Source organism: Rhodococcus sp. RDE2 (assembly GCF_020885655.1).
GTDB classification, from domain to species: Bacteria; Actinomycetota; Actinomycetes; order Mycobacteriales; family Mycobacteriaceae; genus Rhodococcus; species Rhodococcus pyridinivorans.
This window is the reverse complement of the sequence record NZ_AP025186.1, coordinates 2,579,641-2,597,449: the sequence shown is the minus strand read 5'-3', so window position 1 is coordinate 2,597,449 and position 17,809 is coordinate 2,579,641. Positions and strand designations below refer to the sequence as shown.

General features: G+C 68.8%; 18 protein-coding genes and 1 pseudogene. 16 read left to right on the top strand and 3 right to left on the bottom strand.

The genetic code is table 11. The features are described 5' to 3' along the window. Positions 1 to 59 precede the first annotated feature (59 nt). A complete protein-coding gene (locus LPH33_RS12140; protein ID WP_229568152.1) occupies positions 60 to 581 on the top strand; it encodes a DUF6328 family protein in 522 nt (173 codons plus the stop codon). Between the two features lie 50 nt (positions 582 to 631). Beyond that, positions 632 to 1,033, top strand: coding sequence for a TIGR03668 family PPOX class F420-dependent oxidoreductase (locus LPH33_RS12135; protein ID WP_229568150.1), 402 nt, complete (start codon positions 632 to 634; stop codon positions 1,031 to 1,033). Between the two features lie 4 nt (positions 1,034 to 1,037). Here LPH33_RS12135 and LPH33_RS12130 read toward each other — a convergent pair whose 3' ends face one another. Continuing rightward, positions 1,038 to 1,883: an alpha/beta fold hydrolase gene (locus LPH33_RS12130; protein WP_229568148.1), complete on the bottom strand. Its 846-nt coding sequence runs from the start codon at positions 1,881 to 1,883 to the stop codon at positions 1,038 to 1,040. Positions 1,884 to 2,239: 356 nt separating this feature from the next. On the opposite strand from LPH33_RS12130, the pseudogene LPH33_RS12125 reads away from it, so the two are divergent. The 14 genes and pseudogenes from LPH33_RS12125 (at position 2,240) to LPH33_RS12060 (ending at position 14,508) form a co-directional block, all read left to right on the top strand. After that, a pseudogene (locus LPH33_RS12125) lies at positions 2,240 to 2,901 on the top strand (GAP family protein). Between the two features lie 439 nt (positions 2,902 to 3,340). Beyond that, the gene (locus LPH33_RS12120; RefSeq protein WP_229568147.1) at positions 3,341 to 3,643 is read left to right on the top strand and encodes an urease subunit gamma; all 303 of its coding nucleotides are present in this window, start codon (positions 3,341 to 3,343) and stop codon (positions 3,641 to 3,643) included. Positions 3,644 to 3,656: 13 nt separating this feature from the next. After that, positions 3,657 to 3,986 (top strand): urease subunit beta, encoded by a 330-nt coding sequence (gene ureB, locus LPH33_RS12115; protein ID WP_088898586.1) that lies wholly within the window; start codon positions 3,657 to 3,659, stop codon positions 3,984 to 3,986. Between the two features lie 4 nt (positions 3,987 to 3,990). Then, on the top strand, positions 3,991 to 5,691 hold the full coding sequence (locus LPH33_RS12110) for an urease subunit alpha (RefSeq protein WP_229568145.1): 1,701 nt from the start codon (positions 3,991 to 3,993) through the stop codon (positions 5,689 to 5,691). Beyond that, entirely contained in the window at positions 5,691 to 6,386 is a 696-nt protein-coding gene (locus LPH33_RS12105) for an urease accessory protein UreF (RefSeq protein WP_229568143.1), read from the top strand. Before LPH33_RS12110 ends, LPH33_RS12105 begins: the two co-directional genes overlap by 1 nt. Beyond that, positions 6,379 to 7,155 carry an urease accessory protein UreG gene (gene ureG, locus LPH33_RS12100; protein WP_229568141.1) on the top strand — a complete coding sequence of 259 codons (777 nt, stop codon included), beginning with the start codon at positions 6,379 to 6,381 and terminating at the stop codon, positions 7,153 to 7,155. The genes LPH33_RS12105 and ureG overlap by 8 nt, the downstream gene beginning before the upstream one ends. A gap of 2 nt (positions 7,156 to 7,157) precedes the next feature. Continuing rightward, positions 7,158 to 7,889 (top strand): urease accessory protein UreD, encoded by a 732-nt coding sequence (locus tag LPH33_RS12095; protein WP_229568140.1) that lies wholly within the window; start codon positions 7,158 to 7,160, stop codon positions 7,887 to 7,889. A gap of 13 nt (positions 7,890 to 7,902) precedes the next feature. Then, positions 7,903 to 8,811 (top strand): energy-coupling factor ABC transporter permease, encoded by a 909-nt coding sequence (locus tag LPH33_RS12090; protein ID WP_229568139.1) that lies wholly within the window; start codon positions 7,903 to 7,905, stop codon positions 8,809 to 8,811. Between the two features lie 220 nt (positions 8,812 to 9,031). Then, the gene (locus tag LPH33_RS12085; RefSeq protein ID WP_016692262.1) at positions 9,032 to 9,787 is read left to right on the top strand and encodes a hypothetical protein; all 756 of its coding nucleotides are present in this window, start codon (positions 9,032 to 9,034) and stop codon (positions 9,785 to 9,787) included. Positions 9,788 to 9,827: 40 nt separating this feature from the next. Then, the gene (grpE, locus tag LPH33_RS12080) at positions 9,828 to 10,145 is read left to right on the top strand and encodes a nucleotide exchange factor GrpE (protein WP_033098152.1); all 318 of its coding nucleotides are present in this window, start codon (positions 9,828 to 9,830) and stop codon (positions 10,143 to 10,145) included. A 103-nt stretch (positions 10,146 to 10,248) separates the two neighbouring features. Further along, on the top strand, positions 10,249 to 12,075 hold the full coding sequence (locus LPH33_RS12075; RefSeq protein ID WP_229568138.1) for an Hsp70 family protein: 1,827 nt from the start codon (positions 10,249 to 10,251) through the stop codon (positions 12,073 to 12,075). Between the two features lie 43 nt (positions 12,076 to 12,118). Continuing rightward, a complete protein-coding gene (locus LPH33_RS12070) occupies positions 12,119 to 13,411 on the top strand; it encodes a DUF7373 family lipoprotein (RefSeq protein WP_160875500.1) in 1,293 nt (430 codons plus the stop codon). A gap of 105 nt (positions 13,412 to 13,516) precedes the next feature. After that, the gene (locus LPH33_RS12065; RefSeq protein WP_160875502.1) at positions 13,517 to 14,062 is read left to right on the top strand and encodes an RNA polymerase sigma factor; all 546 of its coding nucleotides are present in this window, start codon (positions 13,517 to 13,519) and stop codon (positions 14,060 to 14,062) included. Positions 14,063 to 14,151: 89 nt separating this feature from the next. After that, positions 14,152 to 14,508, top strand: a complete 357-nt coding sequence (locus LPH33_RS12060) for a hypothetical protein (protein ID WP_160875504.1) — start codon at positions 14,152 to 14,154, stop codon at positions 14,506 to 14,508. A 13-nt stretch (positions 14,509 to 14,521) separates the two neighbouring features. Here the strand turns inward: LPH33_RS12060 and LPH33_RS12055 are convergent, their stop codons facing one another. Beyond that, positions 14,522 to 15,964, bottom strand: coding sequence for a GTPase (locus tag LPH33_RS12055; protein WP_229568137.1), 1,443 nt, complete (start codon positions 15,962 to 15,964; stop codon positions 14,522 to 14,524). Further along, positions 15,961 to 17,733, bottom strand: coding sequence for a dynamin family protein (locus LPH33_RS12050; protein ID WP_229568136.1), 1,773 nt, complete (start codon positions 17,731 to 17,733; stop codon positions 15,961 to 15,963). Before LPH33_RS12050 ends, LPH33_RS12055 begins: the two co-directional genes overlap by 4 nt. Positions 17,734 to 17,809 lie beyond the last annotated feature (76 nt).

Here is a 17,809-nt window from a genome sequence, read left to right as displayed (position 1 = left end):
CCCGTCGGGCGGGTGTGGCGGCAACGATCGACGGGTATCGCCGGAGCAGGGAGCGGAGCATGGACGGCACGGGCCACCGGGACGACGCCGAGTGGAACTATCGGGTGCGCGGTGAAACCGAGACCCAGCGACTCGACCGCAACTGGAGCAATCTCCTCCAGGAACTGCGGGTGGTGCAGACCGGCGTTCAGCTTCTGACAGGATTCTTGCTCACCCTGCCGTTCCAGCAACGCTTCGAGGGGCTGTCGGATGCACAGGAAGTCATCTACCTCGCCACCGTTGCGCTGTCCGTGACCGCGGTGATCATGCTTGTCGCGCCGGTCGGACTGCACCGTCTCCTCTTCCGGCAGCATGCCCTGTCCACGCTCGTCGCGACCGGACAACGACTGGCGATCGCCGGCCTCACGGCTCTGGGCCTGGCCCTTGTCGGAGTCGTCCTGCTGATCTTCAGCGTCGTGGTCAACATGCCCGTCGCGATCGTTGCGGCCGCGGTAGCGACACTCATGTTCTTCGGTCTGTGGATTGTGCCGTCGTTCCGGAACCGAGTCGGCACGGGCGGCGACATCCGAACATCGAGATGACAGGACCACCGTGTCCGGCCAGGCGGTCGTGTCGGGTTACCGTGAGGCGCATGGATGTCCGTCGCAGTGTCGCCGATGCCCGAGTGGCCCGCCTCGCCACCGCCGACGGATCGGGCGAGCCGCACCTCGTTCCGATCGTGTTCGCCCTCGACGGCGACGTGATCTACACGTGCGTCGACGACAAACCCAAATCCACCCGGCGCCTACGTCGCCTCGCCGACATCGCAGAGAACCCGCGGGTGTGCGTGCTCGTCGACCACTACAGCGACGACTGGTCGCAGCTGTGGTGGGTCCGCATCGACGGCATCGCCACGGTCCACGACGCCGACACTGCCGAGGGAACCACGGGCATCGACGCGCTCGTCCGCAAATACCCGCAGTACCAGGCGAAACAACCACCGGGACCGGTGATCACCATCGACAGGCTGCGCTGGCGGTCCTGGTCGGCGTGAGCGACTACCGGTCCAACGTGAGCATCGCCTCGGCGATCTCGTCGACCGCCGCAACAGGGACCGCGGTGCCGGCGTCGTCCAGGACGAGCAACCGCGCTCCCGGGATCTCGCGTGCGATGGCTTCTCCGTTGCCGACGGGGAAGAACGGATCCCGGCGACCGTGCACGACGAGGGCCGGGGTGCCGACCTCGGGCAAGCGTTCTCGCCAACGGGGCGTGCAATCGAGTCTGGAGAAGACCATTCCGAGCTGATTCGCGGAGTGGGCCGACGGTTGATCGTTCGGTGTGCGGTCCCAGATGCGCTCGGCGACCGCGTGCGCGACGTCCGGATCGTCGCCGAGGACTGCTGCGCGGGCAGCGGCGAACTCTGCCACGGCCGTGCGATCGGCCCACTCGGGCATCGGAAGTGCGAACATGCGCTTCATCGTCGCTGCGTCGTGATCGGGAAGGTCGCGGTCGCACGGGCCCGGGGCGACCGAACGCGTCCCCACCAGGGTCAGCGCGCGGAACGCGGCGGGATGGTCGAGCACCGCGACCTGGGCGACTATGCCGCCGACGCCGATTCCCGCAATATGCGCCGGCCCACCACCGAGCACGTCGACGAGGGCTGCCGCATCGTCGGCGAGGTCGCGCAGGGTGTAACCGGGCGCGTCCGGGTTCTTCGTCGTAGACTCCCCGCAATCCCGCAGGTCGTACCGCACGACGCGACGCCCACCCGCTGCGAGCCGCTCGCACAGTTCATCGGGCCACGAGAGCATCGTCGTCCCGCCGACGAGCAGGACGAGTGGTGCGTCCGCGTCGCCGAAGGACTCGACGCCCAGATCGACCCCGTTGGCACTGACGGTGGCCACCGTTGCTCAACCTTCCGGTGCAGCGACGGTCGGTGCGGCCTTCGAACAGCGGAACGCCCGGTCGAACCGGTCGAACCGGTCGATCACGTCCTCGGTGGTCCTTGTGATGTGGTGTGCCTGTCCCATGATCGGCTCCTTCGCGATCGAGGTTCGTTCCCGTCCGCGTCGGTGGCGCGGATCGGGCGTTACTCGGACAGACCGGTGCAACTCGCCGATCTCATCGATCCCCACTGTGACCTCGATTCGACTCGAGGTCGACTGCGCCGGATGAATCCGCCCCGAACCGTCGTTCTGCACGAATTCGGCGTCCGAGGGGAGCACAATACGGGCGTCTGCTTCCAACGACAGGAGCACCGATGGGCGCAGTACTGGGACAACTGCTTCCGCTGGCCGTCGGTGTGGCGGTCTCCCCGTCCCGATCATCGCGACCATCCTCATGCTGCTCTCCGACCGGGCGAGAACCACCAGCGTCGGATTCGCGGGCGGTTGGCTGGTCGGCATCGTCGTCGCCACGGTGGTGTTCGCTCTTCTGGGCGGGGTCGTCACCGATTCGCAGGACGATCCGTCGACATCGAGGGCAACGATCGAGATCGTCCTGGGTGTGCTGTTGCTGGTCGTCGGTCTCCGTCAGTGGCGCAATCGTCGCGCCGAACACGACACTCCGGCATGGATGAAGACGATCGATCACATGACCGTCGCCAAGAGCGCCGGGCTGGGTTTCGCGCTCGCTGCGATCAACCCGAAGAATCTGATCATGTGTGCCGCGGCCGGTGTCGCGATCGGTGGTGCCGATCTGACGAGCGGCGGCACCGTCGTGTCCATCGCGGTGTTCGCGATTCTCGCGGCGTCCACCGTGGTGCTGCCGGTACTGGGCTATCTGCTGGCGGCCGACCGCCTGCGCGGCCCCTTGGACGAGCTCGAATCCTGGTTGCGCGCCCACAACACTGCGGTGATGAGCGTGCTGGTGCTGGTCATCGGCGTGACACTGATTGGTAAGGGTGTCGGCGCACTGGGCTGACGTCCGCGACGGATTCCGATACCGCCTCCTTCGAGGGATGATCCAGCCCTGGCACCACACTTACCTTAGCGCGTTCCCGGTCAATTTCGGTGGGCAGCGACCACCGCTGCGGTCGGCGCCGCCGCTGCACGGGGAACACACCGACAAAATCCTCGCGGGATATCAGGAGGTCTCCGTTCCGTCCTAGCGACGAACGTCTCGAATATCGCTGACCTACGGCCGTTTCCGATCGATCGGGAGCGGCCGTAGGACTGTTCGACCAGAACGACGGTAGAGACATCCCGCTCCGGGTGTCGTCGCGGTCACGCAGTGCGGCAGCACTTCTGAGGTCGACGCGTCCGGATTTCTCCGCGATACGCGGGGGTAACGTCCGCGAAACAAGAGCCGCGCATGATCGGCATCGATTGCACGACCGCCGACTCGCACGAAAGAACGACATATGCAGCTGACTCCCGCCGACACCGAGAAACTCCTTCTGGCCGTCGCCGGCATGGTGGCGCGCGACCGGCGGGACCGCGGCGTCCGACTGAACTATCCCGAAGCCGTTGCCCTGTTGTCCACCTGGGTGATCGAACGGGCACGCGAAGGCGCCGACGTCGCCGACCTCATGGTGAAGGGCCGCGAGGTCCTCACCCGCGACGAGGTCATGGACGGTGTCGCCGAGATGCTGACCGACGTGCAGGTCGAGGCCACTTTCCCGGACGGACGCAAGCTCGTCACGATCCACCACCCGATTTCCTGAAAGGAGCTCCGCCATGGCATCCGGACCGACTTCGGGACCCGGAGCGATTCGCGTCGCCGAGGGCTCCCTCACCCTCAACGCGGACCGCTCCGACGACGAGCGCATCACCCTCGTCTTCCTCAACACCGGCGACCGTCCCATCCAGATCGGATCGCACATCCACCTGCCGGACGCGAACGCGGCCCTCGAATTCGACCGCGAACGCGCGCAGGGCTACCGCTTGGACATCCCGTCGGGGACCTCGCAGCGCTTCGAACCCGGCAGCAGCCGCGAACTGGGCGCCGTCGCCCTGCGCGGGCGACGCGTCGTACCCGGCATCCAGGTGCGGAAGCAGGAGGACTGAGAACGTGGAGATCACACGCGCCGAGTATGCGGCACTGTACGGACCGACGGTCGGCGACCAGGTGCGCCTGGGCGACACCGACCTGTGGATCCAGATCGAGGAGGACCGCACCTTCGGTGGTGAGGAAGCCGTCTTCGGGGGCGGCAAGTCCATCCGCGAATCGATGGCCCAGGGCGTGACGACCCGGGCCGAGGGTGCTCCCGACACCGTCATCACGAACGTGATCGTGCTGGACTGGTGGGGAATCGTGCGCGCCGACGTCGGCATCCGGGACGGCCGCATCGTCGCCCTCGGTCGCGCCGGCAACCCCGACATCGCCGACGGAGTGCACCCGAAGCTGCAGATCGGACCGTCCACCGACGTCATCTCGGGTGAAGGGCGCATCCTCACCGCGGGCGCGTTCGACTCGCACGTGCACCTGCTGTCGCCGTCGCAGATCGTCGAGGCACTCGCCACCGGCATCACCACGATCGCCGGCGGCGGAACCGGTCCGTCCGAAGGATCGAAGGCCACCACCGTCACACCGGGTCCGTGGCATCTGATGCAGATGCACCGCGCGCTCGACGTGCTGCCGGTAAACGTGCTGCTGCTCGGCAAGGGCAACACCGTCTCCGCCGAGGGGCTGCGCGAGCAGGCCCTCGCCGGTGCCGCCGGGTACAAGGTGCACGAGGACTGGGGCTCCACACCAGCCGCGATCGATGCGGCGTTGCGCGCGGCCGACGAGCACGGACTGCAGGTCGCGCTGCATTCGGACTCGCTCAACGAGGCGGGCTTCGTGGAGAGCACGCTCGCCGCGATCGGCGGACGCTCGATCCACGCCTTCCACGTCGAAGGCGCCGGTGGCGGGCACGCCCCGGACATCCTGAGCATCGCCGGATTGCCGCACATCATCCCGGGCTCCACCAACCCGACGTTGCCCCACACGATCAACACCGTCGACGAGCACCTCGACATGCTGATGGTCTGCCATCACCTCAACCCGGCCGTCCCGGAGGACCTCGCGTTCGCCGAGTCCCGGATCCGGGCCACCACCATCGCGGCCGAGGACATCCTGCACGACATGGGTGCCCTGTCGATCACCTCGTCCGACGCCCAGGCGATGGGCCGCATCGGTGAAGTCATCACCCGCACGTGGCAGGTCGCGCACGTGATGAAGAACCGACGCGGGGCGCTCGACGGCGGCATGCCCGCCGACAACGAACGGGCCCGCCGCTACGTCGCGAAGTACACGATCAACCCTGCGATCGCGCACGGCGTCGACCACGAACTCGGTTCGATCGAGGTCGACAAGATGGCCGATCTGGTGCTGTGGGATCCGAAGTTCTTCGGGATCCGGCCGTCGCTGGTCATCAAGGGCGGATCGATCGCCTGGGCCGCGCTCGGCGACCCCAACGCCTCGATCCCGACGCCGCAGCCGGTGCTGCAGCGACCTGCTTTCGGCGATGCGCTCGCTCCGCACACGTCGGTGTCGTTCGTCTCCCCCGCCGCCCTCGACGACGGCCTGGTAGAACGACTCGGGTTGCGCCGCAGACTGTTGCCGCTGCGGCCGACCCGGCACATCGGCAAGGCCGACATGAAGCAGAACGACGTGTTGCCGCGCATCGAGATCCGTCCCGACACCTTCGACATCGACATCGACGGCGAGCGGGTCGTTCCGGCGCCGGCCACCGAACTGCCGCTCGCGCAGCTGTATTCGATGTTCTGATGTTGCCCGGAACTCTGTCCCCCACCACGGTGCTGCTCCTCCTCGCGGACGGGCGCGCGCCGGTCGGCGGGAACGTCAACTCGGGTGGGCTCGAACCCGCACTCCAGGGTGGGATGTCGCCGACCGAGGTGCGCCGCTTCCTCGTCGCGCGGTTGCGCACCTCGGCGGCGGTCGAGGCCGGCGTCGCTGTGGTGACCCGGCACGCGGTGGACGCCGCTGCCGGAGCCGCCCTGACGCTCCGGATCGACGAGATCGAGGACCACTGGGCGGCGCGTACTCCGGGCCCGGCCCAGCGCGACGCGTCCCGGTTGTTGGCCCGCGGTTATCTGCGAGTGGCCCGGAACCTGTGGCCCTCCACCGTTCTCGACGATCTCGACACCCGGACCCCGCGGCCCTCGCGGGGACTGGTCGTCGGGGCCATCGCGGCGCTCGCGCGCATCCCGGCGATCGACACTGCACGACTGGTGCTGTACGAGGAGGCGCAGGCGATCGTCGCGGCCTTCCTCAAACTGCACCCCACCGACCCGGCCACCGGTTCGCGATGGGCGCTCGAGGCCTGCGCTCATCTCGAACCGCTCATCGCCGAGCTGTCCGCTCTCACCGATCCGGCGGACATCCCGGCCACCGGTGGTCCCCAGACCGAATTGTGGGCCGAAGCCCACGCATCCGCTCCAGAAAGGCTGTTCCGTGCCTGAACACATCACCACCCGTTCGCTCCGTCTCGGCGTCGCCGGTCCCGTCGGCACGGGCAAGAGCTCGCTGATCGCGACCATCTGCCGCACCCTCGCGTCCGAGCTGCAGCTCGGCGTGATCACCAACGACATCTACACCGACGAGGACGCCCGTTTCCTCCGCTCGGCGGGCGTGCTCGACCCCGAGCGCATCCGCGCGGTGGAGACCGGTGCGTGCCCGCACACCGCGATCCGCGACGACGTGACCATGAACCTGCTGGCCGTCGAGGATCTCGAACGCGACTTCGCGCCGCTCGACGTCGTCCTGGTGGAGAGCGGCGGCGACAACCTCACCGCGACCTTCTCCCCCGCGCTCGTCGACGCGCAGATCTTCGTGCTCGATGTCGCCGGTGGTGGCGACGTCGCCCGCAAGGGCGGTCCGGGCATCAGCCGCGCCGACCTGCTCGTGGTGAACAAGACCGATCTGTCCCCCTATGTGGGTGTCGACGTGCCGCAGATGGTCGCCGACGCCGAGAAGGCCCGCGAAGGCGGACCGGTGCTGGCGCTGTCCCGGACCGACGCCGCATCCGTGCAGGCGCTCGGTGACTGGGTGCGCGAGATGCTGGCGGCCCACCGCGCCGGGTCGCACACCCCTGTCGATCCCGGTCCGATGGCTCCGCACTTCCACGCCGACGAGGACGACGACCACGATCACGGCCATGGGCACGGTCACGGTCACGGTCACGGTCACGGTCACAGCCACGATCACGCCGTCGCACACACGCACGACTGATCATGTCCCGCACCACGATCCGTATCGACCGCGCACCGGACCGGGCACGCCTGGCCCTGCGGGCGGGCATGCTCGTCCCCCGCACGGTCGAGGTCGGTCCGGACCACGCGCGTGTCGCCCTCGTCGCCGCCGGCGCGCTGTTGCTCGGTGGTGACTCGGTGACCGTCGACGTCCACGTCGACGCCGGGTGCACGCTCGAACTGCAGGACATCGGTGGCACCGTCGCCTACGACGCCGACAACCGGTTGTCCCGGTGGGACGTGCGGATCACCGTCGCCGAGGGCGGCACTCTCGTCTGGGACACCTACCCGTTCGTGATCGCCACCGGCGCCCGCGTGCACCGCGACACCCGGATCGAACTCGCCTCCGACGCCGCCGCGAGTACGCGGGAGACCCTCGTCCTCGGACGCCACGGAGAAACCGGGGGCGCGATCCGCAGCCGTACCTCGGTCACTCTCGATCGTCGTCCCCTCTTCGTCGAGGAGTTGTACGCGCACGGCGCGTTCCCCGAGCCCGGGATCCTCGGTTCCGCGCGGGTGCACGACGTCATCGCGACCTACGGGCGACGCGCCGAGGGCGACGGCGTCGTCCAGCTCGAAGGGCCCGGCAGCCTGCTGCGGTTCCTCGGTGCCGATACCCACTCCTCGCCACTCGAGTCGACCTGGCGCTCCTGGCGCTCCGCACACGTTCACCCGTCCACCCTCGAAGGGAGTCTCACCCATGCACGTCCCTGACCATTTCCTCCCCATGAGCGCCACCGCGCCCGCCGCGGCGATCGCCACCGGTGCGGTCGTCCTCGCCGCCACCGCCGGGCGGCCGCGCATCACGAGCCGGGACACCCTTCTCGCCGGAACGACCGCAGCGATGATCTTCGGCGCTCAGATGGTCAACTACCCCATTGCCGGCGGCATCAGCGGCCATCTCATCGGCGGCGCTCTCGCGACCGCGCTTCTCGGGCCCCGGCTCGCGCTTCTCGCGATGACCGCCGTCGTCGGTGTGCAGGCATTGCTGTTCGGGGACGGCGGGATCAACGCCCTCGGGGTGAACGTGCTGCTGATGGCGGTGCTGCCCGTCCTCGTCACCGCCGGTGTCCGTACCGGCGCCGAGCGACTCGGCCTCGGGAAGCTGACGCGGACCACCGCCGCCGTCGGCGCCGGTCTGTCCGTGCCGGTGAGTGCCGCAGTTCTCGGCGTCGCGTACTCGGCGACCGCCGGAACCGGCGCCGCAGCAGCGTTCATCGGCGATCTGACTGCGGTCCACCTGACCATCGGCCTCGGTGAAGCCCTCATCACCGCTGCCGTGCTGAGCGCCGTGATGGCGTTCGCGCCCGGCGTCGCCGCGTGGGACGCACGGTCCTCCGTCACTCCTGTTGCCGTCCGACGTGGTCTCGCCGCGATCGGCGGTCTGGGCGTGGTCAGCGCCTGTGCGCTGGCTCTCGGCGCGTCCGGTAGTCCGGACGGTCTCGAGCACATCGTCGGTGCCTATTCGCTGCCGGTCGGTGACGCCGCCTTCGCCGGTCTTCCCGGCCTCGCCGACTACGGCACGCTCAGTGGCACCGAATTCCTCGCGGCACTGGCCGGGCTCGCCGCCACCGCGGTGATCGGCGCCGCCCTCACCGCGATGGGTCGTCACACGCCGGTCCGTCAGAGCGCGTAACGGTCCTCTCGAAGCCCCTTCGAGCGGTGCGGTCGCTGATGCGGCCGCACCGTTCGGCGTTTCGCAACCGATACGATCACCGACCGTTGCAGCTCCGTGACCTGGCGTTTTCACCGCCGATCAGGAATCTCGGAAATTTTTTCGATTCGGCGGGAACCTTTCCGCCTCCCGGTCTCTCTTACCTGTGTCAGTCACCGAGACACCGAAAGAGGCACCCACCATGGCTACCAACTCCTTCCCCGGCAGCAGCTCCTCGAACGCCGACCGCGCCGCATCGCAGTCCACCGCCAGCGACCGTGCGGACTCGTCGTACGGCTCGCAGTCCTCCTACGACGGCAACTCGTCCTACGGCTCCTCGTCGTCCGACCAGTCGGGATCGACGAGCTACGAGTCCTACGAGCGTTACGAGCGGTACGACAGCTCCGGCTCCTCGAGCTCGGACTCGTCCTACGGATCGGCGAGCAACTCGGGTGCGTCGAGCTCCGCCGGATCGGCCTCCTCGGCCTCCGACCGCGCCGCCGCGGAGAACGCCGAGTCCACCTCGAGCGTGACCTCCGGATCGGCCTCCACCGAGCCGGTCGTGCTCGACGAGTACACCCTCGGTGACGGCACCCGCGTCGCCGACGTCGACGTGGACGGCGACGGACAGGTCGACCTGTCGCTGGTGGACTACGACGGCGACGGCAGGACCGACGCGCAGATCAGCGACTCCGACGGCGACGGCAACGCCGACCTGATCGAGTTCGACCGCGACGGCGACGGCTACATCGACGCCGTCGCCGGTGATCTCGACGGTGACGGCCGCCTCGATCTGGCCGTCTTCGACGAGGACGGCGACGGCGAGGTCGACGTGGTGGTGGACCTGCACTCCGGTGCGGTGGACTACGACGGCGACGGCATCGCCGACGACTACGTCGACGTCTCGGCCTTCGACAACGGTTCCGAGTCGACCGACGCCGGTTCCGATCTGGTCTGAGACCCACTCCGACCGATCCGAGACGAAGGGCAAGCAGGTGATGTCACCGCAGATCCGTGAGCGGATCGACGAACTGATCGCGGCGGCGGATGTCGCGGCGGACGGGCCCGAGCGCGCCGCCGCGACCGCACGACTCGCCGATCTGGGGGTCGAACGTCTGGCCGTCGAGCCCGGTACGCGATTCGATCCGAGCCGTCACCGTGCGGTGGCGGTGACGCCGGCAGCGGCACCGGCGGACGAGAACCTGGTCGCCGCAATGATCCGGCCCGGCTGGTGTCACGAGGGGCAGATCCTGCGGTACGTCGAGGTGCGGGTGCAGGTTCCGCCGGCGCAGTACCCCAGTCCGGGGGCGTCGTGACACCCGCCACCGGGCGACGACCGTTCGCCGCTATAAAGTCCGCGGCGGTCATCGCACCGTCCATGCAGGTTTTGTGGGTTCGCATTCGAAAGGCACGATCGAGATGAGCTGGGTTCTGGCGGTCGATTTCGGCACGTCCAACACGTCGGCGGCGCACCGGATCGGGCCGGACCGGGTCGAATCACTGCCGCTGACCCACACCTCCAACCTCATGCCGTCCTCGGTGTACGTCGACCACACCGGGGCGATCACCACCGGCGACGTGGCCATCAACCAGGCCACCGTGGACCCGGCCGGCTTCGTCGCCTACCCCAAGACCCACGTGGCCGTCGGGTCGGTGATGGTCCGCGGCCAGGACGTCCCCGTCGCCCACACCATCGCCTCGGTCCTGCGCACCGTCTACAACCAGGCGCTCCCCCGGCACAACAACCACCCTCCGGCGGAGGTCGTGCTCACCCACCCCGAGGCCTGGTCCCAGCGCGAACTCGACGTGCTGCGGCACGCCGCGTCCCTGGCCGGTCTCGGCGGCAGCGTCTCGCTGATCTCCGAACCCCGCGCCGCCGCGTTCTACTATTCACGTCAGCACGATGCGAAGATCGTCAAGGGCTCGACGATCGCGGTGTTCGACTTCGGTGGCGGCACCCTCGACATCGCCGTACTCACCGCGACGAGCGAATGGACCTTCGAGGTCGTCCGGGCCGGCGGCGACAACACCCTCGGCGGCAAGAACCTCGACGCCACCGTCGCCCGCTGGGTCGACGAACGCCTGCGCGACGACGACGCGGATCTGGCGGCGTGGTTGCGCACCCCGGACGGGCTCGACGCCCGCCGCACCCTCGACGATCAGATCCGCCGCGCCAAGGAACTGCTCTCCGAACATCCCTCGGCGACGATCCGGGTCACCGGCAACGGCGCGGATCTGACCTTCACCATCACCCGCGACGAGTTCGAGCAGCTCATCGAACCGCAGATCACCCGCGGCGTGCAGCTCGCCGCCCAGGTGCTGCGCGATGCCGGGGTGGACCGGTCGAGTCTGCAGGCGCTGTATCTGACCGGCGGTTCCTCGCGGATCCCGTACGTGCATCGGCGGCTGTCCGAACTCGGTTCGATCGCCACCCTCGACGACCCGAAGACCGTCGTGGCCAAGGGCGCGGCCGGGTTCGTCGCCGGCGGACGCACCACCGAACCCGCCGCGGACCTCGTCACCGAGGTGCTGCGACCGGACACTCCCCGCCCCGCAGCACCCCGACCCGGCGTTCCCCGTCCGGGTACCCCTGCAGCACAATCGAACCCGGCACCGACGCGCGACATCGAGCGGTCACGGCCGTCTCGGCCCCTGCTCATCGCCGGGGCCGCCGTGCTGGCGGTGCTCGTCGCCGCAGGGGCGGTCTTCGGACTCACCCGTGGGGACGCGGACGACGGAGCGACGGCCGGCGCCGCAGCCGCCCCCGCTGTGGCCGAGGACAGGTCGGACACCGGAGCCCCGCCCCCGGCGACGTCGGATTCGGTCTATCGCAGCGAGAGCACCGACGAGGTGGTCGAACTGCTGCCGACCAAGTTGCTCACCGGGTCGAGTTCGTGCGAGAAGTCCGGCTTCTCCTCGGAAGGTGCCATGCAGGTGCGGTGCCAGATCAGCCCCAACTCCAACCTCGGGAAGGCGCTGGGCATGGAACCCACCGACTACGAATCCGTGTCGGTGTACCGGGACGATCAGTACGCACGCTCGAACTTCATCCGGCTGCGCGACGCCAAGAACGACAACACCAGGATCGTCTCGGCGGACGGCACGCGTATCGCCGACTACGACCACCCGCCGGGCGGCAACTCGTACTTCACCGTCATCGACAAGTCCACCGGACTCGTCGCGCAGTTCTCGACGATGACGGAGCGCGGCGAAGCACTGCTCGCCGAACTCGGTTGGAACGCCTGACCTGCCTTTCTCCCATACCTTCCTCTTCAGGAGTCCTCTTCTCATGCACATCCCTCGAACCGGCCGTCTCGCCCTGGCGCTGGCGGCCGTCACCGTCGTCACCGTGGCCGGCTGCGCGTCCGACAGCGACGCCACCGTCGTCGACGAGACCACCACGACCGAACAGACCTCTGTCGGTGTGGATCTCGATTCGCTCGATACCGGCGACTACAACACCCAGCCGCGCGATTTCGTTGCGCTGGGCATGGCGGCCGAGGATTTCGGTCCGGCGGTGGAAGGCCAGCGACTCGCCGAGTTCGTCGTCCACCCGCACACCGTCGACCCGGCCCTCACCGTCGGCGGATCGACCAACGGCGTGTTCCTCGGCGGCACGGGCAACATCTTCTCCGGCAGCGAGAACGAGATCCTGAAAGAATTCTCGATCATCAACGCCTTCACCAGCTTCCGGAGCACCGACGACGACAGCCGCGAGTTCGGTGTCAGTGTCTGGCGATTCCCCACCCCCGAGGACGCCGCCGACGCCGCACAGGCCCTGTACGAGTACAAGCTCGCACCCGCGGACGGGCCGTTCGCCACCGGACCGGAGACCCCGATATCGCTGCCGGAGCTACCTGACACTCTGGCCACCACCTACTCCTGGCCGGAACTGGACACCACCTCCCTGAGCACGCTCACCACACGCGGCATGTTCGTCGTCTACACCTACAGCGGCGACGACAGCGGTGGGACCGAGTGGATCACCGATACCGCGACGCGCGGTGTGCAGCAGCAGATCGAGTTGCTCGACCGGTTCCCGGCCACCCCCACCGACGAGATCGCCTCGCTGCCCATCGATGTGGACAAGGTGATGGCCCGGGCCGTGGGATTCGTCGACAGCGAGTACTCACGTAACTCCGACATGGCGGTCTACGGACCGGACGGCTGGTTGCACTACGACTCCGCTCCGGCCGACACCGAGGTGGTGTTCGAGCAGACCGGCACCGATCGTGTCGCGAAGGTCAACAGCGTCGTCTATCGCACCGCGGGCCCGGACGAGGCCGAGGTCCTGAAGGACGCGTTCGCTGCACACACGGCAGAGACCTATCCGGACCTCGTCGAGGATCCCTCGCTGACGCAAGGCCTCCCGAACACCACCTGTTGGTCGGGCGACGTCGCCGAGGGCCGAGCCGCCGCGTGCCTGATGACCTACGGCCGCTACATGGCCGAACTGTCCGGCTTCCGCTCGATCGGCAACGAGAACCCCGATTCCGACACCCTGCGCACCGTGCCGCAGCGCGTCGCGACGCAGTACGTCAAGTTCGTCCGCGCCGAGGAGATGGGCCTGGGCGAGAACTGACCTCCCTCGCGGTCCGGTGACCGTCGGTGCGCGCCACCGATGACGGTCACCGGACCGCTGCGCGACGCGGCCGGGTAGGTTACTCCGCGTACAGATGGGGGTTCCATGAACGAGACGGAGTTGATCGAGCGGTGCCGGTCCGGCGACCGGGCCGCATTCGCTCCACTGGTGGAACCGTCGCGCACCCAGGTGTGGGCGGTATGTGTGCAGATCACCGGCAACCGCCACGACGCCGAGGACGCCCTGCAGGACGCCCTGATCGCCGCCTGGCAGAACCTCGACAAGTTCCGGGGCACCTCCCGCTTCGGCTCCTGGCTCTACCGCATCGCGAGCAACGCCGCGCTGGCGATCGTGCGCAAGCGCCGCGAGATCCCCGACGACGAGATCGACCTCGGTCGAGCCTCCACGGTGCCGGGACCGGCCGATCGCGTCGTCGACACCGACGCGGTGCGTCACGCCCTCGCTCAACTCCCGGAACAGTTCCGGGTCGCGGTGGTGCTCCGCGAATACGCCCAGATGAGTTACGCCGAGATCGCCGAGCATCAGAACGTGCCGGTCGCGACGGTCAAGACCCGCATCAACCGGGGGCGAGCACAACTCGTCGAACTGCTCGATCCCACCCGCCTCGATCCCGCCGGTCTCGATCCCTGACCGGTAGATTGGGACGAGGCAGGAACATTCCGGGGCCCACACGACTCCAACCTGACGACGACGGACAACGGGGGAAGAAGGAAGAGCCCATGACAAGCGATGAGACCGATCCGCTGCCCTCACTGGGGGAGCTGCTCGGTATCGATGTGCTCGCCGACCTACCGGAACTGCCCGATCAGGTCTGGGAGCGCGCGCTCGACATCGCCACCGACCCCGGCACTGCCGCGGTCGACATCTCGTTGATCCCGGACGACGAGATCGACCCCGAGGTGGTCACCGTCGACTCTCTCGACCTCGATCCTGTCCTCGACTCCGACGCCGACCTCGCCGGCGCAGGTGGAACCGATCCCGCCCTCGATGACGCCAACAGCGAGCCTTCCTCGGGCGACGAGGCCGCCCCGTCCGACTTCACCGACAACGTCGACGAGCCCGATCTCGACGCGTAACACGCAGGCCGGGTCAGTAACCGCGGGCGATCACCGTGTAGGCGTGCGTGAGCGCCGTCAGCGCCGTGTCCTCGGCCGCCGAGCGCGTCGACACGCTCTGCGCCTGCACCGCGACAAGCTTCTGTTGCGCCATCGCTCGGATCTGCTCGGGTGACGCCGTCGGCTCCAGCCCCAACGCCTCGGCGATCGTGCCGCCGCGCAGCACCTGGACCAGTTCGTCGACCGCCGGGGCGCTCGGGTCGGCCTGCAGCAGAGATCGCAACGCCCGCAACAACTCCACCGGCACCAGCGCCGGGTCAGTGCGCAGCGCCGAGACGATCTGCCGGATGGCGTCGCGCGCCGGATGCGAATAGACGAGGGCGTCGAGTTCGGCGAGGATCCGGCCGGCGCGGTGCAGCACCGCGAAGCGACGCAACGACTGTTCGAGCACCGCTCGCAGCGGAGGGACGCCGGACACCCCGGACAACCACTGGTTGACCTGGTGCGCCCCACCCGTTGCCTGCGCGCGGGCGTGCACGAGCCCGTACTCCCCGATCAGCTCCAGCAGTCGCCACACCTGGTCGTGTGGCACCGGCAGCGCGGCCGGATCGGCGTCGAGCAGATCGAACAGCTCCAACGGGGCCAGTGGGTCGAGCGCCGCGAGCGCGCGGGCGTCGGCGTCGGTGAACGCACCGGTGTGGGAGGTCTGCGCGAGCAACCCGGCGACCGGCACCACCGTGCCGACCTGTCCCGCCAACCGCCGCGCGAGCACGTTCGCATGTTCGGCGGCGTGTCCGAGCGGATCGCGGTTGCCGAGCACCCCGCGGCCGAAACCGTCTGCGCGCGACAGCACTCCGAGTGTGTTCAGCGGAGTGAAGCCGAGGCGCTGCAGGAATTCGACCTCGTCGGTGCGCGGCATCGAGTCGAACAGGAACACCGCCGCGTCGGCGTCGACGGACGCCGAGCGGGTCTGCTCGAACCCGTCGATCAATGCGCGCTCGGTGGCGGCGGCGTTGGTGACGGTCAGCGTCGCCAGGCCGGGGGTGTCGACGAGGGTGATCGTGCTCAGCGCATGGGAGGGCAGGTAGCGGTGCACGTACGCGACCTGCTCCGGCGGGACGCCGAGGTCGACGGTGGTGCCGAGTGCCGGCGGCACGGGTCGGCGGGTGCCATCGGTGGACACCACGTCGGCGCGGGAGGGCGCACCGTTCTCGTAGACGGTGACGACATTGGTGGCCTCGAGCGCCGCGGTCTCGGCGACCGGCGCGCCGATCAGCGCGTTCACCAGGGTGGATTTGCCGGCCTTGAGCCGCCCGACGACGACGATGCGCGGCGGTGACCACAGGATCGCGCCGATACGGTTGGCGTGTGCGACGAGATCGCCGCCGAGCGCGGCAAGTTGGTGCAGGGCCGCGTCGATGCGCTGGTGCACCGGATCGGGTGCCCCGGTCCGCGGTGGGATGTGCGGGGCGCTCATGCGGCACCTCCCCTCAGAGCCGTATCGATCGGGGTGATGCGGGCGCGGGTGATGCGCAGGTTCTTCTCCAGTCGTTCGATGTTCGCGGTGCGGGTCGCGGCGTCCGCCTGCGCGGCGCGCTTGGCCTCGTCGATACGCTTCTGCAACTCGGTGATCCGGTCCTGGAGGTGTTTGCGGCGACGCAGCACGATCTCCGGCCGGGTGGTGGCCATCGCGGCCTCGAGCATGCGGGTCGTGACGGTCCGCACGGTCGCGAGGGTCTCGCGCAGCCAGGTCAGCAGGTTCGTCTTGCCGGTGCGCATCGCCTTGAACCCGAGATTGATCGCCACCCAGGCGACGCCGGCGATGGCACCGGCCCCGATCACCGCGCCGAGCATGGTGGTGCCGATCATGCCCATCGTCAGCACGCTCGGATCCAGCAGCCCTTGGCGTTTCGAGCCCACCTCCCCGGTCACCAATGGATCGGTCTGCAGCGCCTCGAGGGTGATCTCGCGGATGTGCTCCCACTGCTGCGGGTCGTGGAAGAGGTCGGTGACGATCTTCTCGAGGTCGTCGAGGAAGACCTGCGCGGTGGTGGCCATCGCGTCGAGCAGGTCGGCCTGGATCTGGGCGGTGAACACCTGCGGGGAGCGCCGCAGCACCTGCATCGACGACTTGTTGATGCGTGTCGTCCAGTCCTCGCGCACGCGGGCGATCTCCTCGTCGAGGCGGGTGATCGCCCGTTGCCGCGCGAGGGTGAGGTCGCGCTGCAGGTGCTGTTCCCATTGCTGCGCCTCGTCCTTGAGCCCCTTCAGCCGTTCCATCTCGGCGGTCAGGTCCGGGATCGCGGATTCGCCGTCGCGCACCACGGAGAGTTCGTCGCTGATTCCGGTTTCGATGCGGCGCAACCCGTCGAGGGCGACGCGCAGCGCGTCGGCTTCGGGACGGTGCCGTGCGGCGGCGACCCGCTCGTCGAGCATCCCCCACAGTCCGGGGAGACCGGAGCAGGCGAGGCTGCGCTCGCGCACCGGGGAGGGTGGTAGCGCGGTCGCGGCCAGGGCACGCACGCTCGAGACGGCGACGACGGGGATGTCGCGGCCGACGTGTTCCGCGACGGCGCGGCGGTTCTCCGCGACGATCTGTTCCCAGCGGGTGAGGTTCTTGTCGGTCTTGGTGACCACGACCAGCACGTTCTCCACTCCGGCAGCGCTCTCGCGCAGGAACCGCATCTCCGGTTCGGTCAGCGGGGTCGACGCATCGCATACCAGCACGAGCACGGCGGCCCGATCGGCGGAGTGAGCGGCCATCGCCGCGTGCCGGGGGTCGAGGCCGCCGATGCCGGGAGTGTCGACGACCGACGCGTTCGTGAGCTTTTCCGAGGTGATGGGCACGACCGCCGCGACCGGCAGCGCCTCGACGGTCGGGTCCTGGACGTAGCGGCCGCCGGTGGTGATCCACTCCCCCAGCTCGGCGCCGTCGATGCGCCGGCGCCCGTCGGGGAACACCAATTCGGCCGTGCCCTCCGGGAAATCGTCGGTGGCGGTGACGAAACGGGTTGCGACGGCGGTCGAGTACTCGACGTCGTCGAGAGCGGCACCGTCGCGGCCGATGAGAGCACTGACCAGCAGACTCTTGCCGCGCTTGATCTCCCCCACCACCACGATCGACGTCGGCCGGCCGGTGTCGGCCAGTTTGCGTTCGGCACGGTCGGCGACCTCGTCGTGCTTGTAGGCGCGCAGCACCTTGCACGCGCCGTCGATCAGGTCGGCCACAGACGGATCAGGAGACACGCGACGACACTACATACCGGTCGGTACGGGGCCGTGCTCCACTCCGGCGTTCGGACTCGTGGCCGCGTCCACGATG

What these genes read in the sequence shown, in the direction of transcription:
- LPH33_RS12140 (WP_229568152.1), top strand. Translation starts at nt 60, where the DNA reads ATGGACGGCACGGGCCACCGGGACGACGCCGAGTGGAACTATCGGGTG.
- LPH33_RS12135 (WP_229568150.1), top strand. Translation starts at nt 632, where the DNA reads ATGGATGTCCGTCGCAGTGTCGCCGATGCCCGAGTGGCCCGCCTCGCC.
- LPH33_RS12120 (WP_229568147.1), top strand. Translation starts at nt 3,341, where the DNA reads ATGCAGCTGACTCCCGCCGACACCGAGAAACTCCTTCTGGCCGTCGCC.
- ureB (WP_088898586.1), top strand. Translation starts at nt 3,657, where the DNA reads ATGGCATCCGGACCGACTTCGGGACCCGGAGCGATTCGCGTCGCCGAG.
- LPH33_RS12105 (WP_229568143.1), top strand. Translation starts at nt 5,691, where the DNA reads ATGTTGCCCGGAACTCTGTCCCCCACCACGGTGCTGCTCCTCCTCGCG.
- LPH33_RS12095 (WP_229568140.1), top strand. Translation starts at nt 7,158, where the DNA reads ATGTCCCGCACCACGATCCGTATCGACCGCGCACCGGACCGGGCACGC.
- LPH33_RS12090 (WP_229568139.1), top strand. Translation starts at nt 7,903, where the DNA reads ATGAGCGCCACCGCGCCCGCCGCGGCGATCGCCACCGGTGCGGTCGTC.
- LPH33_RS12085 (WP_016692262.1), top strand. Translation starts at nt 9,032, where the DNA reads ATGGCTACCAACTCCTTCCCCGGCAGCAGCTCCTCGAACGCCGACCGC.
- grpE (WP_033098152.1), top strand. Translation starts at nt 9,828, where the DNA reads ATGTCACCGCAGATCCGTGAGCGGATCGACGAACTGATCGCGGCGGCG.
- LPH33_RS12075 (WP_229568138.1), top strand. Translation starts at nt 10,249, where the DNA reads ATGAGCTGGGTTCTGGCGGTCGATTTCGGCACGTCCAACACGTCGGCG.
- LPH33_RS12070 (WP_160875500.1), top strand. Translation starts at nt 12,119, where the DNA reads ATGCACATCCCTCGAACCGGCCGTCTCGCCCTGGCGCTGGCGGCCGTC.
- LPH33_RS12065 (WP_160875502.1), top strand. Translation starts at nt 13,517, where the DNA reads ATGAACGAGACGGAGTTGATCGAGCGGTGCCGGTCCGGCGACCGGGCC.
- LPH33_RS12060 (WP_160875504.1), top strand. Translation starts at nt 14,152, where the DNA reads ATGACAAGCGATGAGACCGATCCGCTGCCCTCACTGGGGGAGCTGCTC.
- LPH33_RS12055 (WP_229568137.1), bottom strand. Translation starts at nt 15,964, where the DNA reads ATGAGCGCCCCGCACATCCCACCGCGGACCGGGGCACCCGATCCGGTG.